This window comes from Shewanella woodyi ATCC 51908, assembly GCF_000019525.1.
GTDB classification, from domain to species: domain Bacteria; phylum Pseudomonadota; class Gammaproteobacteria; order Enterobacterales; family Shewanellaceae; genus Shewanella; species Shewanella woodyi.
Genome location: NC_010506.1, coordinates 5,486,353 through 5,500,435 on the forward strand (window position 1 = coordinate 5,486,353; position 14,083 = coordinate 5,500,435).

A 14,083-nucleotide genomic window follows, 5' to 3' on the forward strand; every position below is an offset into this window, starting at 1 on the left:
TTTACTACCAAAGTTATCCACAATTTTTTATTTAATGGTCAAAAATCAGCTTGCTAGCAGCCATAATTCCGATAGATATAAACATATTTCAGGACAAGAGACTAAGATCAAAAAAGCCACCTAGTAATTAGGTGGCTTTTATCTGTTCACTACATGGAAAGCTATTAAGTTAGCTTTCCATGACACTGCTTATATTTACGACCCGAGCCACATGGGCAAGGATCATTACGTCCAACCTTTTCACCTTCACGTACTGTAGGTGTGTGAGCCGCTAGTGCTTCTGCTTCCTCTGCACCGACGAGTGCTTCGGCTGCAGCATGCTGGTAATCACGTTGGATTTTGGCATCTTCTTGACGACGACGCTCTTCCATCTCTTCCACATCAGATTGTGCCTGAACCTGTACTTTAGAGAGCACACTAATGACATCATGCTTTAATGACTCAAGCATCTGCTGGAAAAGCTCAAATGATTCACGCTTATATTCTTGCTTAGGATTCTTCTGCGCATAGCCACGCAAGTGAATTCCCTGACGAAGATGATCCATCGCTGCTAAGTGTTCTTTCCAAAGTCCGTCAAGAGTTTGCAACATGACGGCTTTTTCAAATTGACGTAATACAGATTCGCCAACCATCTCCTCTTTGGATTGATAAGCCTTAACCCAAGTATCAACAATACGTTCACGTAGGGTTTCTTCATGCAGATCTGTCTCTGTATCTAACCACTCCTGTATTGGCATTTTCAGCCCATACTCTTGGGTTAAGCGAGTTTCAAGACCTGGAACATCCCAAAGCTCTTCCACTGATTGCTGTGGAATATATTGATCAACAAGGCCATTAACGACGTCAGCTTGGATATTAACAATAGTATCTTGAATACTTTCCGCGTCCATCAGCTCATTACGTTGAGCGTAAACCACTTGACGCTGATCGTTGGCCACGTCATCAAACTCAAGTAGCTGCTTACGGATATCGAAGTTACGTGCTTCTACTTTACGCTGTGCGTTTTCAATAGCACGTGAAACCCAAGGATGTTCGATGGCTTCGCCTTCTTCCATACCCAGTCTCTTCATCATGCCAGTCACTTTATCTGAAGCGAAGATACGCATTAAGCTATCTTCCATTGATAAGTAGAAGCGTGATGAACCTGCATCACCTTGACGACCAGAACGACCACGTAACTGGTTATCGATACGGCGAGACTCATGTCGCTCAGTACCTAAGATATGTAAACCACCGGCAGCGACAACTTCATCGTGTCTTATTTGCCAATCGGCTTTAATCTTGGCTTTCTGCTCATCAGTTGGATTACTAAGGGCATCGATCTCCATGTTCCAATTGCCACCCAATACGATATCGGTACCACGACCCGCCATGTTGGTAGCAATAGTGACAGCACCTGTTCGACCAGCTTGGGCAACAATGTCAGCTTCACGCTCATGGAACTTAGCGTTTAGTACTTCGTGTGGGATCTTTTCTTGCTTCATTAATCTTGCAAGAAGCTCAGACTGTTCAATGGAAACTGTACCCACAAGCACTGGCTGACCGCGTTCACGACAGCCTTGGATATCCTGAATAATCGCAGCATACTTTTCATCTGGAGTCAGGTAAACAAGATCCGCATGGTCCTTACGCACCATAGGTCTGTTAGTTGGGATCACAACCGTATCTAAGCCATAGATATGTTGAAATTCGAAAGCTTCGGTATCAGCTGTACCTGTCATACCCGCTAACTTGTCATACTGGCGGAAGAAATTCTGGAAAGTGATTGATGCTAAAGTTTGGTTTTCATTTTGAATATGAACTCCCTCTTTTGCTTCTACCGCTTGATGAAGACCTTCAGACCAACGACGACCAGGCATTGTACGACCTGTATGCTCATCAACAATAATTACTTCATTGTCTTGCACAATATAGTCGACATCTTTCTCAAACAGAGTATGCGCACGAAGTGCCGCATTAACATGGTGAAGCAAAGAGATGTTGGCCGCTGAATAGAGTGAATCACCTTCAGCTAGCATGCCACGTTCAGTCAGAAGGACTTCTACCTTCTCCTGACCGCGTTCAGTCATATGAACTTGTTTAGCTTTCTCGTCGATGGAGTAATCACCTTCACCGATCTCCTCTTCCGTATCCTCTTTATCTTGACGAATAAGGTGCGGAATAAGGGTATTAATCTTAGTGTAAAGCTCAGAACTATCTTCGGCGGCGCCAGAGATGATCAATGGAGTTCGTGCTTCATCGATTAAGATCGAATCGACCTCATCGATTAGGGCGTAGTGTAGCGGACGCTGAACACGTTCAGCTGGTGAAAAAGCCATGTTATCGCGTAGATAATCGAAGCCGAATTCATTATTGGTGCCGTAAGTGATATCGGCATTGTAGGCATCTTTCTTCTCTTGCTGGCCTAGACCCGCAACGTTAATGCCAACAGAAAGTCCTAAAAACTCAAACAGTGGACGGTTATTTTCAGCATCACGACGTGCCAAGTAATCGTTAACTGTAATGACGTGAACACCCTTACCTGTTAATCCATTAAGGTAAGCAGGTAGTGTGGCGGTTAATGTTTTACCTTCACCGGTACGCATCTCGGCAATACGGTTACTGTCGAGCACCATACCACCAAGCATCTGCACATCGAAGTGACGCATCTCAAAAACACGCTTAGAGGCTTCACGTACAACGGCAAACGCTTCAGGCATGACATCATCCAGAGTTTCGCCTGATTCTAAACGGTTGCGAAAGTCAGATGTCTTAGACTTTAACTCGTCATCGGTTAACTTTTCATAGTCATCTTCAAGAGCATTAATCTTAGTGACAATTTTGCCAAGAGATTTAAGTGTACGATCGTTACGACTACCAAATAATTTTGTCAGTAATTTACCAAACATCTGAACCACTTTTAAGTTGTTGGCTTAGTCCCTGTCGAGTCTGAAAGCCTTATATTATATTAACCTGCCTTGCGGTAGACATATTTCTGCGGGTCTATCTGCTGTCCACCCCGCAACACTTCATAATGCACATGGGGTCCAGTCGAGCGACCGGTACTTCCCATTTTTGCAATATTTTCACCTTTGGCGATGACATCACCCACAGCTACTGACAAAGACTTATTGTGTCCATAGCGAGTTCGTAGACCATTACCATGATCTATCTCGACTAACTCACCATATCCAAACATTTTGCCTGCCCATGTGACCACACCGCCAGCGGTTGCAACCACATTGGTTCCCTCTTTACCGGCAAAATCAATGCCTTTATGCATTGTTCTACGTCCGTTAAAAGGGTCATTTCGTAAACCGTAGGGCGATGATAACCATCCTTTCTCGATGGGGCGCCCAGATATATAACGCTCTTCATCTATATGGAGATTAGATGAAACAGTTTCAAGTATTGAAAGCTGAACATTATTATTATCTATTCTTGATACTAACTTATCCATATCTGCGATAAGTTGTTCGAGTTCGATGTCTGCGCCTATTTCACTCAGGCCACCAACACCGACTGCGGAAGAGAAATCGAATTGATCTTCTAATTGATTGTTCTTAGCAACTTGTTGACCTAACGCCTCAAGGCGAGTCACTTTAGCCTGCATACTTGCGACATGGGTAACTAGCATCGCCAGTTGTGACTCGGTCGCCCCTTTAAGCTCAATCAGCTCTTGCTTTTGAGACTCACGGGCTAAACGTTCACTGTCTGCATTCGTCTGCTGTTGCTGAACTTGTTTAGCGTTGTGCTGATATAGGCCTGTACCTGCTGCAATCAACAGGACGGGCAATAGAAGCCAACGTTTGCCGGGCTGCCATCGTGTGGCGCCATTTCGACCTTGAATAAAAACTGTTACACTCATAGCCTAATTAAGCCATTTTATTATCATATGAAAAAGCCCCCACAAGACCTAAGTCAGTTACTGCATCAACGTGGACAACTGCCCAATATCGCTGAAAAAGCTGAACTGCTTATGCACTTAGATTATTACGTCAAACAAGTGCTAACAGGTCCGGTATCGGAGCAACTTAAAGTTGCTAATTTCCGACAGGGTGTTTTAGTTATTGAAACAACAACTGCTGCATGGGCCGCAAGAATAAACTTCCAAAAGACCAAAGTTTTACAACAGCTGCAAGCCGAAACGCTCCCCATGCTCTCTGCTATCGAAGTTAAAGTCAACCCGAGTCTGTTAATGTACGCAACAAAAGCGAAGGAAAACCATAACCAGATCACACAGGCCGCAGCCACACATATCGAGGCATTGGCAGAACACGCAGAAGGTTCTCTTGCGATTAAACTAAAACGGCTGGCTGCATTAGCCAGCCGTTCAAGGCAATCTTAGAATAGGCTTCTGTTTCAATCCGTTAAGTTGGTTAAAATCACTGAATGCCATTTAGGCAGAAAAAGAGAAATCTTGACGTGCTTCCTCTTTCTCAACAATCAGTCAAATTAAGCGAATACCGCACCGGCGGGAACAGAGAAGCTAACTGGCGCTTCATCTTTCTCAAAACTAACTAGCTCCCAAGCATCTTGTTGAGCTAGTAGTGCACGCACTAATTGATTATTCAGTGCATGGCCCGTTTTGAAAGCACAAAACTCACCAACAATGGCATGACCAGCAACATATAAGTCACCGAATGCATCCAAAATCTTATGCTTAACGAACTCATCCTCATAACGCAAGCCATCGGGGTTGAGGACTTTATATTCGTCAAGCACGACTGCATTTTCCATACTTCCGCCTAAGGCTAAGTTGTTAGCTCTTAAGTATTCGATATCGCGCATAAAGCCAAACGTTCTTGCTCTACTAATATCGCGTACGAATGCTGAAGTTGAAAAATCCATCACCATATGTTGCTGACTACGGGCAATTTCAGGGTGGTTAAAGTCGATTGCAAAATCCACTCTAAAGCCATTAAACGGTTTTAGCTCCGCCCATTTGTCTCCATCTTCAACACGGATAGTGTCTTTGATTCTTAGATATTTCTTAGCCGCTGATTGCTCTTGAATTCCTACAGATTGAAGTAGGAATACCCATGGACTGGCACTGCCATCCATGATCGGGATCTCAGGTGCATCGACTTCAATCAATGCATTATCAATACCTAGACCCGCTAAAGCAGCAAACAGATGCTCAATCGTCGAGATACGTACACCATCGTCATTAACTAGCGCAGTACACATAGTGGTTTCACGAACTTGATCAGCCTTAGCAGGGATTGAAACTGCTGGCTCCAGATCCGTACGCACTAATACAATGCCGTAATTTACAGGTGCGGGCTTGATGCTCAAAGTCACCTTATTGCCGGAATGCAATCCGACTCCGGTTGTTTTCACCATTTCTTTAACAGTTCTTTGAAAAATCATTGTATTACCCGTTTCTCTCAACAATAAAAGCTCAAATCCTGAGCAGCAAAAAGTGCACACACAGGCGTGGCTGGTCGGATATGCTAACATACCTTTGCAAATTAACCAAAGTTTGACTACTTAACTAGCACTCTCTTTCGCAATCAAATTAGTCACTCAATGGCATAAAGCTAATTTAATCAGCTTGTTTGCGCAGAAATGCTGGAATATCCAAGTAATCAGCTTCATTCTTTGGTGCTAAAGTTGGCGCAGGCTGTACAGCAGCAGGAGCAACATTACCCACCGCAGCAACAGACTGGTTTAGCACCTCTTCTGTAACTTCAACACGTGGCTCTGGAGCTACTGTTGGCTCTGGACGTGGAGCAGGCTTTGCAACAAGCTGAATATCCGGCTTCTTCTCAGCACCGATACCTGTAGCAACAACCGTTACACGTAGCTCATCGCTCATTTCAGGGTCGATAACCGCACCAACAACAACCGTCGCATTATCTGAAGCATAAGCTTTAACATGGTTACCCACGGTCTCAAACTCTTCGATGCTCATATCCATGCCGGCAGTGATATTCACAAGCACGCCTCGCGCTCCAGCCAGATCGATATCTTCAAGCAATGGACTTGCTACAGCCGCTTCTGCCGCTTCTTCAGCACGATCTTCACCGCTTGCAACACCAGTTCCCATCATGGCATTACCCATCTCAGACATCACTGTTTTAACATCGGCGAAATCGACGTTAATCAAACCAGGACGTGTGATAAGTTCTGCAATACCCTGTACAGCGCCTAACAAAACATTGTTTGCCGCAGCAAATGCATCAAGCAGTGAGGTTCCACGACCCAATACTTTTAGCAGTTTTTCATTTGGAATGGTGATCAAAGAATCCACATGCTTTGCTAGCTGTTCTATCCCTTGGTCAGCATAAGACATACGCTTTTTGCCTTCGAAAGGAAACGGCTTTGTGACAACAGCAACGGTTAAAATCCCCTCCTCTCTCGCCACTTCCGCGACAACAGGCGCAGCACCAGTACCGGTACCACCACCCATACCCGCAGCAATAAAGATCATGTCAGATCCTTTGATTGCATTACGGATATTTTCTTTATCCTCTTCAGCCGCTAGACGGCCAATCTCTGGGTTTGCTCCAGCACCTAAACCTTTGGTGATGTCGCGCCCTAGTTGGATGGTCGATCCTGCAGACGACTTTCTTAATGCTTGAGCATCAGTATTCGTTGCAACAAACTCAACACCTTCGATGTTGTGTTTAACCATATGCTCGATGGCATTACCACCGCCACCACCAACTCCGATGACCTTGATCACCGCTTCATCAGTATGACTATCCATGATCTCAAACATGGCTTTCTCTCCGTTTTGCTTGCGTTATATGTTTAATCTCTAATTCAACGAACTCTATGTCGCTTTCCGATTAGGAATTAAAACTCACCTTTAAACCAGCTTTGAACCCGATTCCAAAGACTGGTAACCCCTTGACGTTCTGGACGCTCAAACTGACGTTCAACCACCCTTCTCGCCCCATAGTGCAACAACCCAACTCCAGTGGAGTAGATAGGCTGATCCACATATTCAAATAATCCTTTTACTGGCAGTGGTGATGCGACTCGTACAGGCATCCCAAAGGTTGCCTCCGCTACATCTACCGCTCCCTCAATCGACGCAGTACCACCAGTAATAACAATACCGGCGGCAACTTGATCTTCTAATCCTGAGTCTCTTAACTCCTGCAACACCAGCTCAAATAACTCCTGGTATCTAGGCTCAACGACCTCTGCCAAGGTATGTCTGGACATACTTCTCGACGGGCGCCCACCAACAGAAGGCACCTCAATGCTGTCTTCTCGACTTACCATCGAGCTGCGCGCACTGGCATACTGAACCTTGATCTGCTCAGCGTGAGATAGCGGCGTCCGGAAAATCTTGGCGATATCGTTCGTCACCTGATTACCTGCAACAGGTACCACAGCACAGTGACGCAAAGCCCCGTTGGTATAAACAGCTAAATCTGTCGTGCCGCCACCGATATCAACTAAACAGACCCCAAGATCTTTCTCATCATTAGTCAACACTGAGTCTGCCGATGCGATAGCGGAGAACACGAGATCATCCACTTTCAAACCACAACGCTCGACACTCTTAGTAATATTCTTTGCCATATCGTTAGCACAAGTGACGATATGCACCTTAGCTTCCATCCGCATACCAGACATGCCGATTGGGCTTTTTATGCCATCTTGCACATCGATTGCGTACTCCTGTGGAAGTACATGTAAAATGCGGCGCTCTGTCGGTATCTTTACCGAGCGTGCAGTGTGTATCACATTGTCAACGTCGTCCTGAGTCACCTCTTCATCATTGATGGAGACCATGCCGTTTTCGTTTTGACAACTGATATGCTTTCCTGAGATCCCTAAGTACACAGATGAAACTTGGCAATCTGCCATCAGCTCAGCTTGATCCAACGCTCGCTGAACACTGCGCACAATGGAATCAAGATCATTTACACCACCTTTATCCATGCCTCTGGATTGATGATTTCCTAATCCGACAACACTGATCTCACCATCAGGCAGCACTTCACCTATGATCACAGCAACCTTAGAGGTTCCTATGTCCAATCCAACGATCAGATTTCTATCTTGATTCTTGGTCATTATTTAGTGGCTCTCTTCTTGTGCATTTTTCCAACCTACGGCTAATCCGGTGTCGTAACGCAAATCAACTTTAGCAACACTTTTTGATTGCTTTTCCAACGTGGGATAGACGTTGATAAACCGCTGTATCCTTGCCATCTTATCTTCTCGACCCAACTCAAGCATGATCCCGTTATCCAGTGATGCATGCCAAGCGTGTCTTGGGCTTAAACTTAAACTGTGTAAATTGAAGCCATTAATCTTTAAAAGCTCACTTAGCTGACGAAATGTGGTTAACACTAATTTCGACTGACCTTCAGGTCCCGCTAGCAAGGGCAGAGTGCCAACACTCTCTCTTTTAGGAGCGTCGAATACCTGTCCATGAATATTGAGCCAAGCATCGCCATTCCAATGAGCAACCACCTGCTGCTCCACGAGGTAGACCTTTAACTTTGCTGGCCACTCACGTCTCACCGAAGCCTGATATACCCAAGGCAGTGCCTCTAGCGCAGCCTGAACCTGATTCACATCGGCAGAGAAGAAGCTACGTTGCATCAAGTCACGCAGGGCAGCCTGTATCTCCTCATCTGAGGTTTTATCACGTTCCCCCTTGATGGCTACTGCTTCAATCGGCAAAGCATCTGCATCATTAACAACCAGGTTTAGCTTCCAAGCCGCCATTGAAAGACCTAAGAGCACAAAGAGCAGAAACAACAGCCCAAAACACAAGTACCAATCGACCTGCTGCAGTTTAAGCTTCCACCTTTGACTAACATCAACCCAAGACACAGGTTTCCACCCTTAAATCATCTATTGGAAACAAGGCTATTCCATTCATTAACCTCGGAAAATCGGCCATTATATAGACCTTATTCCTAGGGTCAAAATCTGATAGTTCTGCAATGAGACGCTATTCAAACTTATCCCCTATTCGAATCATTGTTTGTTGATTCAAAACCTAATCTGTTCTGGGCTAACTGCCTTGCTAATGCACCGATATTTCCGGCGCCTTGAGTCAACAGGAGATCCCCCTCCTGCAGTACATCCGGTAGCAAGGTCAGCAACTGCTCTTGATCTGCCACAAAGATAGGATCTAGTTGACCTCGTAGACGGATAGAGCGGCACAGGGCTCGGCTGTCAGCTCCTGGTATTGCAGCTTCTCCAGCAGAATAAACATCGAGCAGCAATAAACAATCGACTTGCGACAGCACTTCAACAAAGTCTTCATAGAGATCGCGAGTTCTGCTATAGCGATGGGGCTGATAGATCATCACTAAACGCTTTTCAGGCCAACCCAGTTTCGCCGCTTTAATTGTCGCCGCCACCTCACTGGGGTGATGGCCATAATCATCAACTAAAACCACTTCACCTCTATCGGTATCGAAACAGCCAAGCTGCTCGAATCGACGACCAATTCCTTCGAAATCGGCCAGCGCCTGAATAATTGCTTCGTCTTCAATCTCATCTTCACTGGCAACAGCTATGGCAGCCAAAGCATTAAGTACATTATGCTCACCAGGCAGGTTCACCATCACTTCCACATCTTCAACACCAGTTCTTCTTAATGTGAAACGACTACGGTACCCATCCTGAACAAAATTCAGCGCCTGAACATCAGCATCTTCACTAAAGCCGTAGGTCACAATTTTGCGGCCCACGCTAGGAAGAAGCTCACGCACAACAGGATCGTCAATACACATAACCGCGATGCCATAAAATGGCAGGTTATGGAGGAAATCGATGAAGGTAGACTTTAATCGTTCAAAATCCCCCTCATAGGTGTCCATATGATCCGCTTCGATATTGGTGATAACGCTTACCATGGGTTGCAGATGGAGAAAACTTGCATCACTCTCATCAGCTTCCGCAATCAAGTAGCGGCTATTACCTAATCTGGCATTGGTTCCCGCACTGTTTAACAGTCCACCAATGACAAAGGTTGGATCTCGCTCAGCTTGACCATAGACACTGGCAATTAAACTGGTTGTGGTCGTTTTGCCATGGGTTCCAGCAACTGCCACCCCGTGACGATAACGCATCAGCTCTGCTAACATCTCTGCCCGGCGAACCACAGGTATTCTTAATGCCTGTGCCTCTAATAACTCAGGGTTATCGGCATGAATAGCGGTAGAGACGACAACAACATCGGCGCCATGTACCTGCTCCTCTTTATGACCAAGATGAATCTTTGCTCCCAACGACGCCAGTCTTTGCGTAACGGCATTTTCAGCGATATCAGAGCCTGATAAACGATAACCTTCATTGACGAGTACTTCGGCTATGCCACCCATGCCCGCACCACCAATCCCGACAAAATAGATGTGCTTAACACGTCTCATCTCAGGAATGATGTTTCTTAATTTTGAATACTTCTCTTTATCGTTACCCATCTCAACTCTTTCCCGCTAATCGAATGCAGACATCGGCGACTTTTTGGGTCGCATCAATCACGCCAACACTTTTTGCACGTTGGCCCATCTGATCTAACTCATCTCTGTCAGACGATAAGATCTGCAACTTCCCGATCAGCTTATCTATATCTAAAATTGGTTGCGGCAGCAAAAACGCTCCCCCAGCCTTCACTAATACTTGCGCGTTTTTAGTTTGATGATCATCCACCGCATGTGGATAAGGAACCAATAAGCTTGGCAGGCCAATTGCCGCCAACTCAGAAACGGTTAATGCTCCTGAGCGACACAAAACAACATCCGCCCATCGATACGCCGCTTCCATATCATCAATAAACTCGGCAACACTCACGCTACCGTCTAATCCTAAACGCTGATATTCACCTTTTACTGACTGCAAGTTTCCTTTGCCCACCTGGTGCCACACCGTAATGAGATGTGTCTTGCTCATATCTGCTGTCACTGTCGGCATCAGATCATTGAAGACTTTGGCACCTAAGCTGCCACCAACCACTAACACTTTTAAGGACTCTTTAGCCCCTGCATCTTTAGGGGTTTGACCTAAAGCGATCAGCTCCTCTCTGATCGGGTTACCGACCACTTCAGCCTGAACCTGATCAAACGTATCTTCAAAAGCACATAGCACCTGAGAAGCGATACGGGATAAGATCTTATTCGTCATCCCAGGGATCGCATTTTGCTCATGCAGTACCAAAGGTATCCCGGACAATCTCGCAGCAACACCACCTGGGCCACTTGCAAAGCCGCCCATGCCTAACACCACATCAGGCTGAAACTCTTTAATGACCACCCGCGCCTGCGTAATTGAGCGTAGCACCTTAAATGGCGCTGCCAATTTACGTACAACACCATTACCTCTAACACCTTTAATATCGATAAAATCGATATCGAAACCATGCTGAGGAACTAAACGCGCTTCCATACGCTCTGCTGTACCTAACCAGCGAACTTTCCAGCCCTGCTTACTTAGGTACTTAGCAACGGCTAACGCAGGGAATACATGTCCCCCGGTACCGCCAGCCATAATCAAAATGCGTTTTTCGTCACTGACATTCGTCATTAACTTTTCTTCCCCTGAACTGCTTGTATGGAGCTTAATCGGCGCTCATGATCGATTCGAATGAGTATCATCGCCGCCGCGGTCATCACCCATAAACTACTGCCGCCATAACTGATAAAAGGCAAAGTTAACCCTTTAGTGGGTAACATTCCGATACTGGCGCCAACATTAACGACGGTTTGAAAACAAAACCAGATACCGATGGCGTAGGCTAAGTAGCCTTCAAACGCCTTATCTATTTGAATGCATAGATTGCCCAGTTTAATGGCCTTTAATGCAACAAATAACAGTACTGTCAGCACAACAATAATGCCGATAAAACCTAACTCTTCACCAATCACGGCAAAGATAAAATCCGTATGAGCTTCGGGCAGGTATTCCAACTTCTGAATACTGTTTCCCAACCCCTGACCAAACCAGTCACCACGTCCATAGGCCATCAAAGATTGCGTTAACTGATAGCCGCTGCCAAATGGGTCCTGCCAAGGATCCATAAAGGAGGTCACCCGTCGCATCCGGTATGGCTCAAGCAATACCAAAGCAACAAACGCCATTATCCCCGTCAAGATCAGAGCAAAGAAGTCGAGCAATCTAGCACCAGCCAAAAATAGCAAACCAACTGTACCCACAAACAGCACAACCACGGTGCCTAAATCTGGCTGCATCAAAATCAATATGGCATAGACAGCAAACACAGCTATCGGCTTATAAAAGCCTTTGGCATTTTCTCGTATCTCCTGATGACGCCTCACCAAATAGCCAGCCATGTAGATTGCAAATGCTAGCTTAGCCAATTCAGCGACCTGAATTCTTAATGGGCCAATAACCAACCAGCGTGTGGCCCCATTAACGGTATGACCCACAAAAGGTACAGCCACTAACATGATCCCGACTATCAACAGGAATATAGGACTAAACCTCTGCCACATTGCCATGGGGATCCGGAGCACAACAGCAGCAATAATAACGCTACCAATGATAAAAACGAGATGCCGCATAACAAAGTGATAAGGATTCCCTTTCAAGCTTTGTGCTTCAGGCATTGATGCCGACATCACCATGACAAAACCGAAACAGATGAGTCCAATGACGGATATCAATAAGGTTCTGTCATAAAGCTGCAAACCTGGCGCTTCATTCTCTTTAAACAGATTCGGCCAACTCCAAGTGACACTAGTGCCAAATAGATTGAGTTGTCGCTCGTCACTACGCATCAGAGCTTCCAGCTAATGCATTCACCTCTGCTCTGAAATCTTCGCCACGAGCCATAAAGTTTTTGTACATATCTAAGCTCGCACAAGCAGGCGACATCAATACAATATCTCCAGCCTCGGCAAGTTCATTCGCTGTTTTTACCGCCTCAGACATATCGCTAACTCGGATAGCTTTCTCAGAAAACTCAGCAATTTTATCGCCATCTTTTCCTAATGTGATCAGTTGAGAAAGCCCATGAATAGCCTGCTGCAATGGCTGAAAATCAGCGCCTTTTCCATCTCCACCCGCAATTAAAATAATGCCACCAAGATGATCACTAAACCCTTCAAGTGCAGCAACAGTTGCGCCGACATTAGTAGCCTTAGAGTCGTTGACATAACTGACGCCATTATGAACAGCCACCAATTCACATCGATGTGCTAAACCAGTAAAGGTCGTCGCAACCTGTATCATCGATTCTTTATCGACTCCGGCATGATAAGCCAGTGCCATAGCGGCAAGCAGATTAGCATGGTTATGGCTACCAACAAGCGCAACATCAAGCAGGTTCATGATCTCTGTTGTTCCATGCACAACCTTGCCATCACGAACACCCCACTCATCATTAAATGGTGCCGACAATCCAAAACTATTTTGATTCATCGGATCTTTTGGCTCGGTCAGTTCATCTTCTCGATTAAACAGCGCACGTTTACTTTGGCAATAGAGTGACAGTTTTGCTTGCCTGTAAGCCTCAAGATCTGTGTAACGATCCATATGATCTTCACTAATATTGAGACAGGTCGCCACGATGCAATTTAAACTGTGCGTAGTCTCGAGCTGGAAACTAGAGAGTTCTAGAATATAGAGATCTCTTGGCTCTCTAAGCAGATCGAGTGCGGGAACACCGATATTGCCACCAACTGCATAGTTGAGACCTGCTACCCTCGCCATCTCACCAACTAATGTGGTCACTGTAGACTTACCATTTGAACCGGTAATACCTATTACACAGGGCTCTCTATCCTTAACCGCTCGGGCAAATAACTCCACATCCCCAATAACTTCAATACCCATATCGATAGCCGCACGGATCTCAGGCGTATCAACGGCAATACCAGGACTGATAATAATTTGACTGGCTTGCACGAGATAACGACAATCAAAACCGCCAGTCAGCAACTCAACCTCTGGATATAAACGCTTGAGTTCATCCATGCCTGGAGGTTGATGACGGCTATCCATCACCAAAGGAGTGATCCCCTGCTCATGCAGATAGTGCACAACCGAAAGCCCAGTTGCTCCCAGCCCTAAAACTACATGTGACTTAATATTTTCCATGCTCAGCTACCTTAACCCTAAGCCGCTAGGCTTAAGGTCTTGAGTTAGGTGTGACATCTGG

The 14,083-nt window shown here is 45.7% G+C and carries 11 protein-coding genes; 1 reads left to right on the forward strand and 10 read right to left on the reverse strand.

The window, feature by feature from the left end:
- Window positions 1-164: 164 nt before the first annotated feature.
- Together secA and SWOO_RS23225 are read right to left on the reverse strand one after the other, a co-directional pair.
- Entirely contained in the window at window positions 165-2,888 is a 2,724-nt protein-coding gene (gene secA, locus SWOO_RS23220) for a preprotein translocase subunit SecA (RefSeq protein ID WP_012327101.1), read from the reverse strand.
- Between the two features lie 59 nt (window positions 2,889-2,947).
- A complete protein-coding gene (locus SWOO_RS23225; RefSeq protein WP_012327102.1) occupies window positions 2,948-3,847 on the reverse strand; it encodes a M23 family metallopeptidase in 900 nt (299 codons plus the stop codon).
- A 27-nt stretch (window positions 3,848-3,874) separates the two neighbouring features.
- Between SWOO_RS23225 and SWOO_RS23230 the strand changes: the two genes are divergently transcribed.
- Window positions 3,875-4,327 (forward strand): DUF721 domain-containing protein, encoded by a 453-nt coding sequence (locus SWOO_RS23230; protein ID WP_012327103.1) that lies wholly within the window; start codon window positions 3,875-3,877, stop codon window positions 4,325-4,327.
- Between the two features lie 107 nt (window positions 4,328-4,434).
- Here SWOO_RS23230 and lpxC read toward each other — a convergent pair whose 3' ends face one another.
- The 8 genes from lpxC to murD form a co-directional block, all read right to left on the reverse strand.
- Window positions 4,435-5,352: a UDP-3-O-acyl-N-acetylglucosamine deacetylase gene (lpxC, locus tag SWOO_RS23235; protein WP_012327104.1), complete on the reverse strand. Its 918-nt coding sequence runs from the start codon at window positions 5,350-5,352 to the stop codon at window positions 4,435-4,437.
- A 175-nt stretch (window positions 5,353-5,527) separates the two neighbouring features.
- Entirely contained in the window at window positions 5,528-6,706 is a 1,179-nt protein-coding gene (ftsZ, locus tag SWOO_RS23240; protein ID WP_012327105.1) for a cell division protein FtsZ, read from the reverse strand.
- Window positions 6,707-6,783: 77 nt separating this feature from the next.
- Entirely contained in the window at window positions 6,784-8,019 is a 1,236-nt protein-coding gene (ftsA, locus tag SWOO_RS23245; protein WP_012327106.1) for a cell division protein FtsA, read from the reverse strand.
- Window positions 8,020-8,022: 3 nt separating this feature from the next.
- Window positions 8,023-8,787, reverse strand: coding sequence for a cell division protein FtsQ/DivIB (locus tag SWOO_RS23250; RefSeq protein ID WP_195742832.1), 765 nt, complete (start codon window positions 8,785-8,787; stop codon window positions 8,023-8,025).
- Between the two features lie 131 nt (window positions 8,788-8,918).
- Window positions 8,919-10,388, reverse strand: a complete 1,470-nt coding sequence (murC, locus tag SWOO_RS23255) for a UDP-N-acetylmuramate--L-alanine ligase (protein ID WP_012327108.1) — start codon at window positions 10,386-10,388, stop codon at window positions 8,919-8,921.
- Between the two features lies 1 nt (window position 10,389).
- On the reverse strand, window positions 10,390-11,487 hold the full coding sequence (gene murG, locus SWOO_RS23260; protein WP_012327109.1) for an undecaprenyldiphospho-muramoylpentapeptide beta-N-acetylglucosaminyltransferase: 1,098 nt from the start codon (window positions 11,485-11,487) through the stop codon (window positions 10,390-10,392).
- Window positions 11,487-12,701 carry a cell division protein FtsW gene (ftsW, locus tag SWOO_RS23265; RefSeq protein ID WP_012327110.1) on the reverse strand — a complete coding sequence of 405 codons (1,215 nt, stop codon included), beginning with the start codon at window positions 12,699-12,701 and terminating at the stop codon, window positions 11,487-11,489. The genes murG and ftsW overlap by 1 nt, the downstream gene beginning before the upstream one ends.
- Complete coding sequence (gene murD / locus SWOO_RS23270) at window positions 12,694-14,022, reverse strand: UDP-N-acetylmuramoyl-L-alanine--D-glutamate ligase (RefSeq protein ID WP_012327111.1); 1,329 nt, start codon at window positions 14,020-14,022, stop codon at window positions 12,694-12,696. Before murD ends, ftsW begins: the two co-directional genes overlap by 8 nt.
- Window positions 14,023-14,083 lie beyond the last annotated feature (61 nt).

What these genes read in the sequence shown, in the direction of transcription:
- lpxC (WP_012327104.1), bottom strand. Translation starts at nt 5,352, where the DNA reads ATGATTTTTCAAAGAACTGTTAAAGAAATGGTGAAAACAACCGGAGTC.
- murD (WP_012327111.1), bottom strand. Translation starts at nt 14,022, where the DNA reads ATGGAAAATATTAAGTCACATGTAGTTTTAGGGCTGGGAGCAACTGGG.
- ftsA (WP_012327106.1), bottom strand. Translation starts at nt 8,019, where the DNA reads ATGACCAAGAATCAAGATAGAAATCTGATCGTTGGATTGGACATAGGA.
- secA (WP_012327101.1), bottom strand. Translation starts at nt 2,888, where the DNA reads ATGTTTGGTAAATTACTGACAAAATTATTTGGTAGTCGTAACGATCGT.
- murG (WP_012327109.1), bottom strand. Translation starts at nt 11,487, where the DNA reads ATGACGAATGTCAGTGACGAAAAACGCATTTTGATTATGGCTGGCGGT.
- murC (WP_012327108.1), bottom strand. Translation starts at nt 10,388, where the DNA reads ATGGGTAACGATAAAGAGAAGTATTCAAAATTAAGAAACATCATTCCT.
- SWOO_RS23230 (WP_012327103.1), top strand. Translation starts at nt 3,875, where the DNA reads ATGAAAAAGCCCCCACAAGACCTAAGTCAGTTACTGCATCAACGTGGA.
- ftsW (WP_012327110.1), bottom strand. Translation starts at nt 12,701, where the DNA reads ATGCGTAGTGACGAGCGACAACTCAATCTATTTGGCACTAGTGTCACT.
- ftsZ (WP_012327105.1), bottom strand. Translation starts at nt 6,706, where the DNA reads ATGTTTGAGATCATGGATAGTCATACTGATGAAGCGGTGATCAAGGTC.
- SWOO_RS23225 (WP_012327102.1), bottom strand. Translation starts at nt 3,847, where the DNA reads ATGAGTGTAACAGTTTTTATTCAAGGTCGAAATGGCGCCACACGATGG.